Origin of the sequence: Prauserella cavernicola, from assembly GCF_016595675.1 — a bacterium.
GTDB classification, from domain to species: Bacteria; Actinomycetota; Actinomycetes; order Mycobacteriales; family Pseudonocardiaceae; genus Prauserella_A; species Prauserella_A cavernicola.
The window spans coordinates 190,710-207,872 of sequence record NZ_JAENJH010000005.1 but is presented as its reverse complement, the minus strand read 5'-3'; the positions used below and the strand labels follow the sequence as shown (position 1 = coordinate 207,872).

Genomic DNA, 17,163 nt, shown 5'->3' with positions numbered 1-17,163 from the left:
GAGAACTCGACGTTCCGACGCAACGTAGCGCCGTCGAGTTCCGTGGACAAAACACGTCGATGGTTCCCGGCTCGCCGTGGTGTGTTCGCGAACGTTTCACGCGTACGGCCCCGGAATGCTCTACTCTGCCCGCGCATGAGTACTCACGACGATGAGCTCGATCAGCCGACCACGAAGTTCAGTGCTGATCAGTACGACAACAGCGGGTTCTCCGCGACGGGCGCCGCCGGTCAGACGACGAGCCTCACGCCCCCGCGCGAGCTCGAGCCCGACGAGGACCAGAACCGCTGGCACGGCGGGCTGGACTTCGGCCTGCTCGTGCTGCGCCTGCTGCTGGGCGGCACGATGATCGCCCACGGCCTGCAGAAGTTCGGCCTGTTCGACGGTCCGGGACTCGGCGGGTTCGCGGACGCGCTGACCGGGCTCGGGTACACGAGCCAGACAACGCTGCTCTCGTGGATGACGGCGCTCGCCGAGGTCGGTGGCGGCGCGCTGCTGGTGCTCGGCCTGTTCACACCGCTCGGCGCGGCGGCGGTCCTGGGCGTCACCGTCAACATCATCTTCGTGAAGTTCGAGGCGGGCGGCCGCTTCTTCACCGGCGACGGCGGGGGCTTCGAGTACGAGCTCGTGCTGGCCGGTCTCGCGTTCGCGCTGCTGTTCACCGGCGCCGGCCGTGCCTCGCTCGACAAGAACACGCCGTGGCGGCAGCGGCCGTTCGCGTTCGGTCTGGTCGGTTTCCTGCTCGCCGGCGCCGCGTCGGGAGTCGTGATCGCGCTCTTCCGCTGACCCGTTCGGACCAGCGGCACGTACTGAAAAAGGGAGCGTGGCCCACCGCCTGTCGGTGGACCACGCTCCCTTTTGTCGTTCGCGGAGACGCCGGCGCGCTACTTGTTCGGGTCGCGCACGGCTCCGGTGTCGGCCGCGGTGGCCATGCGGGCGTAGGCGCGCAGAGCCGCCGTGACGTGGCGCTGCCGTTCGACCGGCTGCCACGGCCGCTCGCTGGCCTCCATCTTCGCGCGCCGCTCGGCGAGCACGGCGTCGTCGACCAGCAGCTCGAGCCTGCGCTCGTGGACGTCGATCAGCACGCGGTCGCCGTCCTGCACGAGGCCGATGAGACCGCCGCCCGCGGCCTCCGGCGAGATGTGTCCCACCGAGATGCCCGAGGAACCGCCCGAGAACCGGCCGTCGGTGATCAGCGCGCAGACCCTGCCGAGTCCGGCGCCCTTGAGGAAGGCCGTGGGGTGCAGCATCTCCTGCATCCCGGGGCCGCCCGCGGGGCCCTCGTAGCGCACCACGATCACGTCGCCGGGCTGGATCTTCTTGCCGAGGATCGCCGAGACGGCCTCCTCCTGGCTCTCCATCACGCGCGCCGGGCCCTCGAAGTGCCACAGCTCCTCGTCGATGCCCGCGGACTTGATCACCGCGCCGTTCTCGGCCAGGTTGCCGCGCAGCACGGCGAGCCCGCCGTCGACGGTGTAGGCGTGCTCGACGTCGCGCACGCAGCCGCCCTCCGCGTCGGTGTCCAGCGAGGACCAGCGGTTGGACGTGGAGAACGCCTCCGTGGTGCGCACACCGCCTGGTGCGGCGTGGAACAGCTCCACGGCCTCGGCCGAGGGCGACTCGGCGCGGATGTCCCATGTGGACAGCCACTGGTCGAGGGTCGGCGAGTGCACGGAGGAGACGTCCTCGTTGAGCAGCCCGCCCCGGCGCAGCTCGCCGAGGATGGCCGGGATTCCGCCAGCCCGGTGCACGTCCTCCATGTGGTAGTCGGAGTTCGGCGCCACCTTGGACAGGCACGGCACGCGCCTGCCGATCGCGTCGATGTCGGAGATCGTGAAGTCGATCTCGCCCTCCTGCGCCGCGGCGAGGATGTGCAGCACCGTGTTGGTGGAGCCGCCCATCGCCATGTCGAGCGCCATCGCGTTCTCGAAGGCCTTGCGGTTGGCGACCGAGCGGGGCAGCACGCTGTCGTCGTCCTCGCCGTACCAGCGCTTGGAGATGTCGACCACCGTCGTGCCGGCCCTGCTGAACAGGTCGCGCCGCGCCGCGTGGGTCGCCAGCGTCGAGCCGTTGCCGGGCAGTGACAGGCCGAGGGCCTCGGTGAGGCAGTTCATCGAGTTGGCGGTGAACATGCCGGAGCACGACCCGCACGTCGGGCACGCGGAGCGCTCGACCTCGTCGAGGCCCTCCTCGTTCACCGCGGCGTTCGCCGACGCCGAGATGGCGGTGATGAGGTCGCTCGAAGGGTGTGCGACACCGTCGAGGACCACGGCCTTGCCGGCCTCCATCGGCCCGCCCGACACGAACACGGTGGGGATGTTGAGCCGCATCGCGGCGTTGAGCATGCCCGGCGTGATTTTGTCGCAGTTGGAGATGCACACGAGCGCGTCGGCCTGGTGCGCGTTCACCATGTACTCGACCGAGTCGGCGATGATCTCGCGCGAGGGCAGCGAGTAGAGCATCCCGCTGTGGCCCATCGCGATGCCGTCGTCCACGGCGATCGTGTGGAACTCGCGCGCGACGCCACCCGCGTCCTTCACGGCCTCGGCCACGATCTCGCCGAGGTTCTTGAGGTGTACGTGCCCCGGCACGAACTGGGTGTAGGAGTTGGCGATCGCGACGATCGGCTTGCCGAAGTCGCTGTCGGTCATACCGGTCGCCCGCCAGAGGGAGCGAGCCCCCGCGGCGTTGCGGCCATGAGTCGTGGTACGGGAACGCAGTGCAGGCATGACGTTCAGGTTACGCCCGGCCGATCACCGTCCCACGTGGTGGCGGTGAGCGGCGGCGACGGCGGCGACGCGCGCCGATGAATCTCCAGGTCGGCGCCATGATCACCGAAGCGGGTGACCGACCGGTCCCGAGGAATGGGAAGGGTCAGGCCTTGCCCTCGGCGGGCTCCTTGCTCCCGGACTCCTCGGCGGGCGCCTCGGTGGCGTCGTCTTCCTCTGCGCTGTCGGCGCCTTCCTCGGCGTTTTCGTCGGCGTTTTCGTCGGCACTGCCGTTCAGCACACCGGACGGGTCGGCGACCAGGCCCTCACTGACGAGGGAGAGCACCGGCACGTGGCGGGTCCGCACGCAGGGCAGCGCCACCTGGGTGTCGTCGGGCAGCACCGCGCGCACCTTCGACTTCGGAGTGATGGCGAGGCCCTTGATCTCGTTCCACCGCAGGGTCTGCGTGTGCAGGATGGTGCGGACGGTGAGGCCCTCGCGCGTCGCCGTGGTGCGGAAGCGCACCACCCACACGATCACGCCGATCGGGATCAGGTACAGCACCTGCAGCCCCGGCGCGGCGAACGCGGCCGGGGTGATGCAGAACAGCAGGATCAAAACGGTGAGCAGCGACGTCGGGGGAACGCGGAAAATCGCGCGCTTGCCCTCGTCCGCCGGAGTCTGCCCCTGCTCGTGGGATTCGTCTGCCACCCTTCGATGGTGCACCCATCCTGGCCTCGCGCGGAAAGCGGGGGAGTCCAACTGTAGGAGTGTCCAGTATCCGGAATCACGATCCCGCAGAGTTGACACTGTTGACAGACAGCGATTAACGTCGCAGGCGTGACACCGCAGATCGGTCTCGTACTTCCCAAGCGCGTCGACGCTTAGGAAGCAATTCTGCGTCGACGCGCGACCCTCGTACGACCCTATGGTCGGCGAGGGTTTTTTAGTGCCCGGAACAACAGAAAAGCCCACCAGCACCGAGAACCCACGAGGCAGAACCGATGACAAGCGCGACCTCGCGATCGGAAACGAACGCCGGGCCGACACCGGACCCGGCGTCGCCCAGCCAGACAGGAGCGCGGCCCAAGCCTGCGCCGCCCGCGGGAACGCCCGTGAGGGTGACCGGGGCGCAGTCGCTCGTCAGGTCGCTCGAATCGGTCGGCGTAGAGGTGGTGTTCGGCATCCCGGGCGGCACGATCCTGCCTGCGTACGACCCGCTTCTCGACTCCACCAAGGTGCGTCACGTCCTCGTTCGGCACGAGCAGGGCGCGGGACACGCCGCCACCGGTTACGCACAGGCCACCGGCAAGGTCGGTGTGTGCATGGCGACCTCGGGTCCCGGCGCCACCAACCTCGTCACGCCGCTGGCCGACGCGAACATGGACTCCGTGCCGGTCGTCGCCATCACCGGCCAGCAGTCGCGGGCCCTCATCGGCACCGACGCGTTCCAGGAAGCCGACATCTGCGGCATCACGATGCCGGTGACCAAGCACAACTTCCTGGTCACCGACCCCGCTGACATCCCGAGGGTCGTCGCCGAGGCGTTCCACCTCGCGAGCACCGGTCGTCCCGGCCCCGTGCTGGTCGACATCCCCAAGGACGTGCTGCAGGAGACGACGTCGTTCACCTGGCCGCCCGAGCTGCACCTGCCCGGCTACCGGCCGACGCTGCGGCCGCACGGCAAGCAGGTCCGCGAGGCGGCGCGGCTGATCACGCACGCCCGCAGGCCCGTGTTCTACGTGGGCGGCGGCGTGCTCAAGGCCCAGGCCTCGGACAAGCTGAAGGAGCTCGCCGAGCTCACCGGCATCCCCGTGGTGACCACGCTGATGGCGCGGGGCGCGTTCCCCGACTCGCACCAGCAGCACCTCGGCATGCCGGGCATGCACGGTTCGGTCGCCGCGGTCGCGGCGATGCAGCGGGCCGATCTGCTGGTGGCGCTGGGCGCCCGGTTCGACGACCGGGTCACGGGGCAGCTGTCCTCGTTCGCGCCCGACGCCAGCGTGGTCCACGCTGACATCGACCCCGCCGAGATCTCGAAGAACCGCAAGGCCGACGTGCCGATCGTGGGTGACTGCGCCGAGATCATCGACGAGCTCATCGCCGCGGTGAAGGCCGAGACCGAGCGCGACGGCACGGCCGACCTCACCCCGTGGTGGACCCAGATCGACTCCTGGCGCGGCACGTTCCCCGCGGGCTACGAGTGGCCCGTCGACGGCACGCTCTCGCCGCAGTACGTCATCGAGCGCATCGGTGAGCTCGTCGGCCCCGACGCCATCTACGCGGCCGGTGTCGGCCAGCACCAGATGTGGGCGGCGCAGTTCATCAAGTACGAGAACCCGCGCACGTGGATCAACTCCGGCGGGCTCGGCACGATGGGCTTCGCGGTGCCGGCCGCGATGGGCGCGCAGTTCGGCGCACCCGACAAGCAGGTGTGGGCGATCGACGGTGACGGCTGCTTCCAGATGACCAACCAGGAGCTGGCCACCTGCGCCATCGAGGGCGCGCCGATCAAGGTCGCGGTGATCAACAACGGCAACCTCGGCATGGTCCGCCAGTGGCAGAACCTGTTCTACGCCGAGCGGTACTCCAACACCGACCTCGGCACCCACAAGCACCGCATCCCCGACTTCACCCTCCTCGCCGAGGCGCTCGGCTGTGCAGGCCTGCGCTGCGAGACGAAGGAGGAGGTCGACGACGTGATCCGCCGGGCCATGGAGATCAACGACCGGCCCGTGGTGATCGACTTCGTCGTCGGCAAGGACGCCCAGGTGTGGCCCATGGTCGCCGCGGGCACCGGCAACGACGAGATCATGGCCGCGCGCGGTATCCGGCCCCTGTTCGACGACGACGAGGTGTCCCAGTGAGCGCTGACGACCGGAGGGAGGAAGCGCTCCATCCAGCACAGCCCACTTGTGCCTCATGGGCGTTTTCGCGTACTGAGGAACGAAGGGAGCAAAACGCCCATGAGTAACCACACCTTGAGTGTTCTGGTCGAGAACGTTCCCGGCGTCCTCGCCCGCGTGTCCGGCCTGTTCTCCCGCAGGGGCTTCAACATCGAGTCCCTCGCCGTGGGACCCACGGAGAATCCCGAGGTCTCGCGCATGACGATCGTGGTCGCCGTCGACGAGCTACCGCTCGAGCAGGTGACCAAGCAGCTCAACAAGCTCGTCAACGTCATCAAGATCGTGGAACTCGACAAGACCGTCGCGGTGCAGCGGGAACTGCTGCTCGTGAAGGTCAGGGCCGACGCCACGGTGCGCAGCCAGGTCCTCGAGACCGTGCAGCTGTTCCGTGCCAAGGTCGTCGACGTCTCGCCGGAGGCGCTCACCATCGAGGCCACCGGCACCAACGACAAGATCAGCGCACTGCTGCGCATGCTGGAACCGTACGGCGTGCGTGAGCTCGTGCAGTCGGGCATGGTCGCGGTTGGTCGCGGCGCCCGGTCCATCACCGCGACCTCGACTCGCTAGTCACCGCGACCTCAACTCGCAGTTAGAAAATCCGAAAGGAAGTACCACCCCTCATGTCAGTCGAAATCTTCTACGACGACGACGCCGACCTCAGCATCATCCAGGGACGCAAGGTCGCCGTCATCGGCTACGGAAGCCAGGGCCACGCGCACGCGCTGAGCCTGCGCGACTCCGGCGTCGACGTCCGCATCGGTCTGCCCGAGGGGTCGAAGTCGCGGGCCAAGGCCGAGGAGGAGGGCCTGCGCGTCCTGTCGCCCTCGGAGGCGTCGAAGGAAGCCGACGTCATCATGATCCTGGCGCCGGACACCAAGCAGCGCACGATCTACACCGAGGACATCGAGCCGCACCTCAAGGACGGCGACGCGCTCTTCTTCGGCCACGGCTTCAACATCCGCTACGAGCTGATCAAGCCCCCGGCCAATGTGGACGTCGCGATGGTCGCGCCCAAGGGCCCCGGCCACCTGGTTCGCAGGCAGTTCGTCGACGGCAAGGGCGTGCCCTGCCTGATCGCGGTGGAGCAGGACCCGAGCGGCAACGGCCAGGCCCTCGCGCTCTCGTACGCGGCCGCCATCGGTGGTGCGCGCGCCGGCGTCATCAAGACGACGTTCAAGGAGGAGACCGAGACCGACCTGTTCGGTGAGCAGTCGGTGCTCTGCGGTGGCGCCTCCGCGCTCGTGCAGACCGGTTTCGAGGTGCTCACCGAGGCCGGCTACGCGCCGGAGATCGCGTACTTCGAGGTGCTGCACGAGCTGAAGCTCATCGTCGACCTCATGTACGAGGGCGGTATCGCCCGGATGAGGTATTCCATCTCCGACACCGCGGAGTACGGCGACCTCACCCGCGGCCCCCGCGTGATCACGCCGGAGGTCAAGGAGAACATGAAGGCGATCCTGGCCGAGATCCAGGACGGCACCTTCGCCCGCGAGTGGGTCGGCGAGGACGAGGCCGGTCGCCCGAACTTCCGCAAGCTGCAGGAATCGGGCGAGCAGCACCCGATCGAGGAGACCGGCAAGAAGCTCCGCGACCTCATGTCCTGGGTGGACCGTCCGATCACCGAGACCGCCTGACACCAGGATTCTCACCAGCCCCCAGGGCCTCCTGAGGCGCGCGTCGCGTGTCCCAGGTGGCACTGGGGGCTTTTCTCGTCGTGGCTTACCGTGGCTGGCCATGAGCACGAATCACTCGCCCGCCGTTGACGACAAGGACGGTCTGCGGGGGGAACTGGACCTGAGCGAGGCCGTGTGGCACCGGGTCCAGCCGGAGGGCGAGACGGTCGAGTACACCTTCGTCGCGCACACGGACGGTGTCACCTACGTCGCCTTGCGTCAGACTTCCGACCCCGGCGGCGTCGTCCTGATCTTCACACCGTCCGAATGGGACGCATTTCTGGCAGGCGTCCGCGACGGCGAGTTCGACCGTCCCGCGTAGCCCGGCGGCTTTCGGCCGCGCGAGTGAACGGTGTTGACTTCCGCGCCTTTCCTTCGTGCGGACAGCTCGGACGCGGGGGACGAAACCCCCGCTCGCGGGGCATCTTGCGCTGTGGAGGCATTGCGGCCAAGTTAACGCGTGGGACTAGACTGCGGGTCGTTGTGGGCACAGCGCGGTGCCCTCCGAGCGCGTCTGCGAATCCGAACCGAGCTACGAAAGGCGCACCGTGACCAATTCCAGCCAGCCCGTCGTTCTCCTCGCCGAGAAGCTCGCACCCTCCGCGGTGAGCGTCTTCGGGGACGAGGTCGAGGTCCGGCACGTGGACGGCACCGACCGCCCCGCGCTGCTTGACGCGGTGAAGAGCGCCGACGCGCTGCTCGTCCGCTCCGCGACCAAGGTCGACGCCGAGGTACTGAGCGCCTCCAGCAGGCTCAAGGTCGTGGCGCGCGCCGGGGTCGGCCTGGACAACGTCGACGTCAAGTCCGCCACCGAGCGCGGTGTGCTCGTGGTGAACGCGCCGACCTCCAACATCGTCTCCGCGGCCGAGCACGCCGTCGCGCTGCTGCTCGCGGTCGCCCGCCGCGTTCCCGCCGCCGACCAGAGCCTGCAGGCCGGTGCGTGGAAGCGCAGCTCCTACAGCGGCATCGAGCTCAACGGCAAGACCATCGGTGTGGTGGGCTTCGGCAAGATCGGCCAGCTGTTCGCGCAGCGGCTCGCGGCCTTCGACACGCATCTGATCGCCTACGACCCGTACACCTCGGCCGCGCGCGCCGCGCAGCTGGGCGTGGAGCTGGTCTCGCTCGACGAGCTGCTCGAGCGTGCCGACGCGATCTCGGTCCACCTGCCCAAGACGCCGGAGACCAAGGGCCTCATCGACGCCGCGGCGCTCGCCAAGACCAAGAAGGGCGTGATCATCGTCAACGCGGCCAGGGGTGGCCTCGTGGACGAGGAGGCGCTCGCGAACGCCGTTCGCGACGGTCAGGTCGGCGGTGCCGGTGTCGACGTGTTCGCCACCGAGCCCACCACGGAGAGCCCGCTGTTCGGCCTGCCCAACGTCGTCGTGACGCCGCACCTCGGCGCCTCCACGGCCGAGGCCCAGGACCGTGCGGGCACCGACGTGGCCCGCTCGGTGCAGCTCGCGCTGCGCGGTGACTTCGTGCCGGACGCGGTGAACGTCGCGGGTGGCAAGGTCACCGACGAGGTGCGCCCGTACCTCGCGCTCGCGCAGAAGCTCGGCACGGTGCTCTCGGCGTTCAGCGCCAAGGCGCCGTCGTCGGTCGCGGTGGTCGCCAGCGGTGAGCTGTCCGGCGAGGACGTCAGCGTGCTGCAGCTCGCGGCGCTGCGCGGGGTGTTCTCGAGCGTGGTGGAGAGCCAGGTCACCTTCGTCAACGCGCCGCGGCTCGCCGAGGAGCTCGGCGTGCAGGTGAGCGTCACGACGGAGCCGGAGAGCACCAACTACCGCAGCCAGCTCACCGTCCGCGCGGTGCACGCCGACGGCACCGTGCACACGGTGTCGGGCGCGGTGAACGGCAAGGACGAGGTCGAGAAGCTGATCGAGATCGACGGCAGGCACTTCGACATCCGCGCCGAGGGCAACATGCTGCTGCTCGACTACCCGGACCGGCCCGGTGTCATGGGCCGCGTGGGCACGCTGCTCGGCGAGGCCGGCGTCAACATCGAGGCCGCGCAGCTCAGCCAGACCACGGACCGGGCGGACGCCGTGATGCTGCTGCGTGTCGACCGTGTCGTCGACCAGCACCTGCTCGACCCGATCGGCGCAGCGGTGGACTCGCGCATGATCCGCGCGATCCACTTCGACTGACGGTCGGCGATCGCTTCCGAACCCCCGGTGCGTCCACAGTGGATGTGCCGGGGGTTCCGTGCGTCCAGGGGCGGTGGGGAAGCCGAAGCGGAAAGACGCCTTCCCGAGTGTGGCGCGTGATCCGCGCCCCTTGTACCGCTCGATGATCATCTTGGGTAGCACCGTGCCACGATCGGGTGGCACCATTGCAGCGCACTGCGGCGTAAGGGTGGTACTGCTTCGGTCAATTGTCGACGGCCGGTAACCTGCCGTCGCTGGAGTTCGATGCGAATGGGGCAATCCGGGACGCCGGTGGCCCGACTGACGGAGGTGTGTGGATGCGGCTCGCTGTGATCCCCGGTGACGGGATCGGGCCAGAGGTGGTGGCCGAGGCGCTCAAGGTTCTCGCCGAGGTCATCCCGAACGCCGAGACGACCAACTACGACCTCGGCGCTACCCGCTGGCACGCGACCGGTGAGCTCCTCCCCGAGTCCGTCCTGGGCGAGCTCCGCCAACACGACGCGATCCTGCTCGGTGCCGTGGGCGACCCGAGCGTGCCGAGCGGAATCCTCGAGCGGGGGCTGCTGCTGCGCCTGCGCTTCGAGCTCGACCATCACGTCAACCTCCGCCCAGGGCGGCTGTACCCGGGCGTACGCGGCCCGCTGGCCGACCCCGGCGACGTCGACATGGTCGTGGTCCGCGAGGGCACCGAGGGCCCGTACGCGGGCAATGGTGGCCTGCTGCGCAAGGACACCGAGCACGAGATCGCCACGGAGGTCAGCGTCAACACGGCGTTCGGCATCCGGCGCGTGGTCGCCGACGCGTTCAACCGCGCCGAGGAGCGGCCACGCAAGCACCTGACGCTCGTGCACAAGACCAACGTGCTGGAGCACGCCGGGTCGTTGTGGTCGCGCATCGTCGAGGAGGTCTCGCTCGAGCACCCCGACGTGACGGTGGCCTACTCGCACGTCGACGCCGCGACGATCCACCTCGTCACCGACCCGAGCCGGTTCGACGTGCTGGTGACCGACAACCTGTTCGGCGACATCATCACCGACCTCGTGGCCGCCGTGACCGGTGGCATCGGGCTCGCCGCGAGCGGCAACCTCGACATCACGCGGCGCAACCCGAGCATGTTCGAGCCGGTGCACGGCAGCGCTCCGGACATCGCTGGCCAGAACCTGGCCGACCCGACCGCCGCCGTGCTGTCGGTGTCGCTGCTGCTCGACCACCTCGGTGAGAAGGAGGCGGCGCGGCGGATCGAGGCGTCGGTGGCCTTCGACCTCGCCACCCGCGACCAGGCCTCGCCGGGTACCACGCAGGCGATCGGCGACCGGCTGGCCGCACTGGTGTCCTCGAACTCACGCCAGGCGAGCTGACCGCCGGGTCCGACCCGCTGTGAAGGCCACTCCGCGATCCTCGCGGGGTGGCCTTTCGCGTGTGCCCGGACGGTGGGACCGGGCGCTCACGGGTTGGACAGGGCGCCGGGCTGTGGCATGATGCGCGGCATGAACACGTCTCTCGTGATCATTATCGCCCAGCGCGCCGGGTAGTGCCCCGACAAGGCACCCGGCGCGCAGACCTCTCGCATTCGCGGGGGGTCTTTTTGTTTGTCAGGACAACTCTCACGTTCTCAAGGACGGCTTCGAGGAGCACCCCGTGACTCGCACGGAACCAGCCGGAACCCCGCTCGGCGACCAGTTCCACCTGTACGACACGACCCTGCGCGACGGCGCGCAGCGGGAGGGCATCTCGTACTCGGTCGCGGACAAGCTCGCCGTCGCCCGCCTGCTGGACGAGCTGGGCGTGGGGTTCATCGAGGGCGGCTGGCCGGGCGCACTGCCCAAGGACACCGAGTTCTTCGCGCGCGCCGCCGCCGGTGAACTGGTGCTCGAGCACGCCGTGCTGGTCGCGTTCGGCTCCACCCGCAGGGCGGGCGTGGCCGCGGCCGACGACCCGCAGGTGCGCGCACTGCTGGACTCCCGGGCAGCGGTGGTGACGCTGGTGGCCAAGTCCGACCTGCGCCACATCGAACGCGCGCTGCGCGTGGACGTCGCCGAGGCGTGCGCGATGGTGGAGGACACCGTCTCGTTCCTCGTCGGCGAGGGGCGGCGCGTGTTCCTCGACGCGGAGCACTTCTTCGACGGCTACGCCCACGATCCCGACGCGGCACTGCGCGTGCTCGACGCCGCGGGCCGGGGAGGAGCCGACGTCGTGGTGCTGTGCGACACCAACGGCGGAGCACTTCCGCTCGGTCTCGCCGAGACGGTGCGCGAGGTCGCCGAGCGCACCGGCCTGCGGCTCGGCATCCACTGCCAGGACGACACGTCCTGCGCGGTGGCCAACAGCGTCGCCGCCGTGCAGGCCGGCGCGACCCATGTGCAGTGCACCGCGAACGGTTACGGCGAACGGGCCGGCAACGCCGATCTGTTCGCCGTGACGGGAAACCTGGTGACCAAGCTCGGCCTCGACGTGCTCCCCACCGGGGGCGCGGCCGAGTTGGCCCGCGTCTCCCATGCCCTTGCCGAAATCGCGAACATCGCCCCCGACACCCACCAGGCTTACGTCGGGGCTTCGGCCTTCGCCCACAAGGCGGGGCTGCACGCGAGCGCGATCAAAGTGGATCCGTTGTTGTACAACCACATCGATCCCGCTTCGGTCGGCAACGACATGAGGGTCCTGGTCACCGAGATGGCCGGCAAGGCGAGTCTCGAGCTCAAGGGACGTGAGCTCGGGGTGGACCTTGCCGGCCGGCCCGGCGCGCTCGCAGGCGCGGTGCGCAAGGTGAAGACGCTCGAGGCGGGCGGCTGGTCGTTCGAGGCCGCCGACGCGTCGCTGGAGCTGTTGCTGCGCAGGGAGGTCGCCGAGGCCGACGACACCTCGCCCGGCGAGCCGCCGTTCACACTCGAGTCCTACCGCGTGGTCCTGGACCACCGCGGCGACGGCGAGGTGATCGCGGAGGCCACCGTGAAGGTGCACGTGGGCGGCGAACGCGTGATCGCGACCGCCGAGGGCAACGGGCCCGTCAACGCGCTCGACGGCGCGCTGCGGGAGGCGCTCGTGCCGCACCTGTCCTGGTTGGACAGCGTGGAGCTGACCGACTACAAGGTGCGCATCCTGACCGACCACGCGGGCACCGACGCGGTGACGCGCGTGCTCGTCGGCTCTACCGACGGCGAACGCGAGTGGACCACCGTGGGTGTGCACGAGAACATCGTCGAGGCGAGCTGGCTCGCCCTGTGCGACGCCTTGGTACACAAGAGCCTGCGTCAGTGACTAGGGTGAGGGGTGTGCGTCTAGCCCGAGTAGCTCATCCCGAAGGTGTCGCGTTCGTGTCCGTCGAGGGCGACGGTGCCGACGCGACGGTGCAGGAGATCGCCGACCACCCGTTCGGCAAGCCCAGCTTCACCGGCAAGCGCTGGCCGCTGGCCGACGTGCGGGTGCTGGCCCCGATCCTGCCGTCGAAGGTCATCGCCATCGGCCGCAACTACGCGGCTCACGCGCAGGAGTTCGGCAACGAGGTGCCGGGCGAGCCGATGATGTTCCTCAAGCCGTCCACGAGCGTGATCGGTCCCAACGCGGCCATCAAGCTGCCGCCCGCGTCGTCTCGTGTGGACTTCGAGGGCGAGCTGGCCGTCGTGATCGGCCAGCCGGTGCGCAACGTGCCCGCGGCGCGGGCGGCCCAGGCGATCCTCGGTTACACGATCGCCAACGACGTCAGCGCGCGCGACCTGCAGAAGTCCGACGGTCAGTGGGGCAGGGCCAAGGGGTTCGACACCTTCTGCCCGCTCGGCCCGTGGATCGAGACCTCGCTCGACCCCGCCGACCTGTCGCTGAAGTCCGAGGTGGACGGCGAGCTCAAGCAGGACGGCCGCACGTCGCAGCTGGTGCACAAGATCCCTGAGCTCGTGGAGTTCGTCTCGTCGGTGATGACACTGCTGCCCGGCGACACGATCCTCACCGGCACCCCGGAGGGCGTGGGTCCGATCACGGACGGCCAGTCGGTGTCGATCACCGTCGAGGGCATCGGCACGCTCACGAACTCCGTGCAGAACGCCTAGCGAACTCCGGCGCGCGCTCGGGGCGCAGGCCGATCCCGATCAGGTACGCGGGGATGAACGACGCCTGCGGCACGCGCCGCAGCAGCGCCACCATCGGCTTCGGCGGCCCGAGCCGCTTTCCGTTGACGACCGGTGCGGCGACCGTGCGGTGCAGCAGCCGTTGCAGTGCCTGCACCAGCAGCGTCGGTGCGAGCCTGCGCGTGCGGACCTTCGCGAGCCCGGCGGGGGAGACCCGGCCACGGCGCAGGGGATCCGCCAGCAGCGTGGCCGCGGCCACGGCGTCCTGGACGGCGAGGTTCACGCCGACGCCGCCGATCGGTGACATCGCGTGCGCGGCGTCGCCGATGCACAGCAGGCCGTCGACGTGCCAGCGGCGCAGCAGGTTGAGCCGCACGTCGAGGTGCTTGACCTGCTCCATCGACTCCAGCTCGCCGACCCGGTCGGCGAACATCGGCAGCACGGCGGCGACCTCCTCGCGGAAGTGCTCGATGCCGGCTTCGCGCAGCTGGGCGTCGATTCCCTTTTTCGCCACGTACGCGAGCTGGTAGTAGCCCTCGCGCGGGACGACGATCGCCATGCGCCCGCCGCGCATCCGCGGTGTCAGCGTGTTCTCGGTCTCGCCGGACTTGCGTCCGAGCCGGAACCACCACACGTCGATGGGCACCGGGATCTCCTTCGGCGCCAGGTCCGCGTCGCGGCGGGCGATCGACCAGCGCCCGTCCGCGGCCACCGTGAGGTCGGCGCGCAGCTCCGTCTCGCCGTCGTCGCCGCGGTAGCGCACACCCCGCACGGCCCCGTCCTCACGGATCAGTCCGGTCACCTCCGCGCGCATCCGCAGGCGGAAGGTCGGTTCCTCGGCTGCGGCCTCGGCGAGCAGGTTGAGCAGGTCCCACTGCGGGGCGATGGCGATGTAGGGGTGCGGCGTGCGCAGCCTGCGCAGGTCGCCGATCGTGACCTCGTCGTCGTCGCCGATCGGGACGACGATTTTCTCCATCCGGCTCTGCGGCAGCGTCGCGAAGCGTTCGCCGAGGCCGAGCTCGTCGAGCAGCCGCAGTGTCGAGGGATGCACCGTGTCTCCGCGGAAGTCGCGCAGGAAGTCGCCGTGCTTCTCCAGCACCGTCACCTCGACACCGGCCCTGGCCAGCAGGAGCCCCAGCACCATTCCGGCGGGACCGCCGCCCACCACGACGCACGTCGTCCGCTCGCTCATCGGATCCCCCTTATTCATCTGCCGTTGAATAAATCCACCATGTACCGGGCCGCCCCGCACGTCAAGAGCGATACGCTGGCCGGGTTATGACTGAGAACATCGCCGTCCGCGCCCGCTTCTGTCCTTCGCCCACCGGGACCCCGCACGTCGGGTTGATCCGCACGGCGTTGTTCAACTGGGCCTTCGCCCGCCATCACGGTGGCAAGCTCGTCTTCCGCATCGAGGACACCGACGCCGCGCGCGACTCCGAGGAGTCCTACGACGCGCTGCTCGACGCGCTGCGCTGGCTCGGTCTCGACTGGGACGAGGGTCCCGAGGTCGGCGGCGACTACGGCCCCTACCGGCAGAGCGAGCGCGGTGACATCTACGCCGACGTCGCCAGGCGGCTGCTCGAGGCGGGGGAGCTGTACGAGGCGTTCTCCACCAACGACGAGGTCGAGCAGCGGCGCCGGGATGCCGGGCAGGACCCGAAGCTCGGCTACGACAACTTCGACCGCGACCTCACCGACGAGCAGAAGGCCGCGTTCCGCGCCGAGGGCCGTGCCCCCGTGCTGCGCCTGCGGATGCCCGCCGAGGACCTGACATGGGATGACCTCGTGCGCGGTGAGATCTCGTTCAAGGCGGGCACCGTGCCCGACCCGGTGCTCGTGCGCGCCAACGGCCAGCCGCTCTACACGCTGACCAACCCGGTCGACGACGCGCTCATGCGCATCTCGCACGTGCTGCGCGGCGAGGACCTGCTGCCGTCGACGCCCCGTCAGATCGCGCTCTACCACGCGCTGCAGCGGATCGGTGTCGCCGAGTTCACGCCGCGGTTCGGTCACCTGCCCTACGTGATGGGCGAGGGCAACAAGAAACTGTCCAAACGAGACCCCTCGTCCAACCTGTTCAACTACCGCGACCGCGGGTTCATCAGGGAGGGCCTGCTCAACTACCTCGCCCTGCTCGGCTGGTCCATCGCCGACGACCACGACATCTTCAGCGTCGACGAGCTGGTGGAGGCCTTCGAGATCACGAAGGTCAGCGCCAACCCGGCGCGCTTCGACGTCAAGAAGGCCGAGGCCATCAACGGCACGCACGTCCGCGCGCTCGCGCTGGACGACTTCGTCGAGCGGACGCTGCCGTACCTCGTCTCCGCGGAAGTGCTCCCGGCCGAGCCCACCGCTGAGCAGGTCGAGCGGCTGCGCGTGATCGCCCCGCTGGTGCAGGAGCGCGTGATCGTGCTCTCCGAGGCCGCCGACCTGTTGCGGTTCCTGTTCATCTCCGAGGAGGCCTTCGCGCCCGAGGAGAACGCGGCCACCAAGGCGCTCGGCCCCGACTCGGAGCCGGTGTTGCGGGCCTCCCTCGACGCGCTCGAAGCGTTGTCGTCGTGGGAATCCGGGGACATCGAGCAGGCGCTCAAGGACGCGCTCGTGGAAGGCCTCGGGCTCAAGCCCCGCAAGGCGTTCGCGCCCGTGCGCGTGGCGATCACCGGACGCACCGTGTCACCGCCGCTGTACGAATCGATGGAGCTTCTGGGGCGCGAGGTGTCACTCGGCCGGTTGCGCCGGGCTCTCGACCGCGACCGAGCGTAGAACTCCTGGACCGAAACAGACCGAGGTTTATCACCTCGTCAGCCGAGTCGGTGACGGAAAAAGTGCCCTAGCCTCGGCGGGTGGCTTTTGCGCTTGGCTCCCCGACAGCACCGCAAACCGGTTCCGATCGCGACGACGACGCGCCTCCCTGGGTCCCTCCCGAACTTCGGCTCGTATGCCTTGACATCGATGACACTCTGATCGATTTCACGGCTGCGGGCCGAAGATCGTTGGAGGCTCTCATCGGCAGCGCCGACGCGTGGCACCACTGGGAACTGGTCACCGACGCCTACGTCGCCAAGGTGGTGTCGGGTGAGCTCGACTACGCCGAGATGCACGCGAGGCGCACCCAGGCGTTCCTGGCCGAGCGGGGAACCAACGTCGGTCTCGCCGAGGCCGCGGAACTCGAGACACGGCGCAAAGAACTGCTGCGCGAGTCGTGGCGGCTCTTCGACGACGTGCTGCCGTGCCTGGAGTGGTTGGTCGCCGCGGGCGTGCGCGTCGCCGCTGTGACCAACGCCTCCGGCGACCACCAGCGCGACAAACTGGCCGGCCTCGGCCTCGCGAGGTTCTTCGACTACGTGGCGATCGCGGGCGAGATGGGCGTCGCCAAACCCGATCAGGTGATGTTCCACTCAGTCTGCTTCAAGCTCGACTGCGAACCATCCGAGGCCGTGCACATCGGCGACAAGTTACGGACCGACGCGATCGGCGCCCGCGACGCCGGGCTCGGTGGGGTCTGGCTCGACCGGACGGAGTCCGCCGAGGACGTGCCGCCGGGCGTCCACGTCATCTCGAGCCTCACCGAGCTCCCTGAGCTGCTGGTCTCGGAGTTCGTCCGCGTGGGAGTGCCCGCTCAACGGTGAGGGGCGGGGCCGGTGGAGGCGCTGTTTCCGGCGTGGTCTAG

14 protein-coding genes are annotated in these 17,163 nt (G+C 69.3%); 11 read left to right on the top strand and 3 right to left on the bottom strand.

Features of this window, described 5'->3' with window-relative positions:
• Positions 1–135 precede the first annotated feature (135 nt).
• The gene (locus tag JHE00_RS21365) at positions 136–786 is read left to right on the top strand and encodes a DoxX family protein (RefSeq protein WP_200320865.1); all 651 of its coding nucleotides are present in this window, start codon (positions 136–138) and stop codon (positions 784–786) included.
• Positions 787–884: 98 nt separating this feature from the next.
• On the opposite strand, the gene ilvD is transcribed toward JHE00_RS21365, so the two are convergent.
• Both ilvD and JHE00_RS21355 read right to left on the bottom strand, forming a co-directional pair.
• A complete protein-coding gene (gene ilvD, locus JHE00_RS21360) occupies positions 885–2,729 on the bottom strand; it encodes a dihydroxy-acid dehydratase (protein ID WP_200320863.1) in 1,845 nt (614 codons plus the stop codon).
• A gap of 145 nt (positions 2,730–2,874) precedes the next feature.
• Entirely contained in the window at positions 2,875–3,420 is a 546-nt protein-coding gene (locus JHE00_RS21355; RefSeq protein ID WP_307832044.1) for a PH domain-containing protein, read from the bottom strand.
• A 293-nt stretch (positions 3,421–3,713) separates the two neighbouring features.
• On the opposite strand from JHE00_RS21355, the gene JHE00_RS21350 reads away from it, so the two are divergent.
• From JHE00_RS21350 to JHE00_RS21315, 8 genes are all read left to right on the top strand, one after another.
• Positions 3,714–5,576 (top strand): acetolactate synthase large subunit, encoded by a 1,863-nt coding sequence (locus tag JHE00_RS21350; RefSeq protein WP_200320858.1) that lies wholly within the window; start codon positions 3,714–3,716, stop codon positions 5,574–5,576.
• Between the two features lie 99 nt (positions 5,577–5,675).
• A complete protein-coding gene (gene ilvN / locus JHE00_RS21345; protein WP_200320856.1) occupies positions 5,676–6,182 on the top strand; it encodes an acetolactate synthase small subunit in 507 nt (168 codons plus the stop codon).
• Between the two features lie 53 nt (positions 6,183–6,235).
• Positions 6,236–7,249: a ketol-acid reductoisomerase gene (ilvC, locus tag JHE00_RS21340; RefSeq protein ID WP_200320854.1), complete on the top strand. Its 1,014-nt coding sequence runs from the start codon at positions 6,236–6,238 to the stop codon at positions 7,247–7,249.
• Between the two features lie 100 nt (positions 7,250–7,349).
• Complete coding sequence (locus JHE00_RS21335) at positions 7,350–7,610, top strand: DUF397 domain-containing protein (protein ID WP_200320852.1); 261 nt, start codon at positions 7,350–7,352, stop codon at positions 7,608–7,610.
• Between the two features lie 226 nt (positions 7,611–7,836).
• On the top strand, positions 7,837–9,432 hold the full coding sequence (gene serA, locus JHE00_RS21330) for a phosphoglycerate dehydrogenase (protein ID WP_200320850.1): 1,596 nt from the start codon (positions 7,837–7,839) through the stop codon (positions 9,430–9,432).
• Positions 9,433–9,749: 317 nt separating this feature from the next.
• Positions 9,750–10,790: a 3-isopropylmalate dehydrogenase gene (locus JHE00_RS21325; RefSeq protein ID WP_200320847.1), complete on the top strand. Its 1,041-nt coding sequence runs from the start codon at positions 9,750–9,752 to the stop codon at positions 10,788–10,790.
• A gap of 280 nt (positions 10,791–11,070) precedes the next feature.
• The gene (cimA, locus tag JHE00_RS21320) at positions 11,071–12,687 is read left to right on the top strand and encodes a citramalate synthase (RefSeq protein ID WP_200320845.1); all 1,617 of its coding nucleotides are present in this window, start codon (positions 11,071–11,073) and stop codon (positions 12,685–12,687) included.
• Between the two features lie 14 nt (positions 12,688–12,701).
• Positions 12,702–13,472 carry a fumarylacetoacetate hydrolase family protein gene (locus JHE00_RS21315; RefSeq protein ID WP_200320843.1) on the top strand — a complete coding sequence of 257 codons (771 nt, stop codon included), beginning with the start codon at positions 12,702–12,704 and terminating at the stop codon, positions 13,470–13,472.
• Here JHE00_RS21315 and JHE00_RS21310 read toward each other — a convergent pair.
• Positions 13,447–14,682 (bottom strand): FAD-dependent oxidoreductase, encoded by a 1,236-nt coding sequence (locus JHE00_RS21310; RefSeq protein ID WP_200320841.1) that lies wholly within the window; start codon positions 14,680–14,682, stop codon positions 13,447–13,449. The genes JHE00_RS21315 and JHE00_RS21310 overlap by 26 nt on opposite strands.
• Positions 14,683–14,768: 86 nt before the next feature.
• Between JHE00_RS21310 and gltX the strand changes: the two genes are divergently transcribed.
• Positions 14,769–16,256, top strand: coding sequence for a glutamate--tRNA ligase (gltX, locus tag JHE00_RS21305; protein ID WP_200320839.1), 1,488 nt, complete (start codon positions 14,769–14,771; stop codon positions 16,254–16,256).
• Positions 16,257–16,336: 80 nt separating this feature from the next.
• Positions 16,337–17,122 (top strand): HAD family hydrolase, encoded by a 786-nt coding sequence (locus tag JHE00_RS21300; RefSeq protein WP_200320837.1) that lies wholly within the window; start codon positions 16,337–16,339, stop codon positions 17,120–17,122.
• The last annotated feature ends 41 nt before the right edge of the window (positions 17,123–17,163 follow it).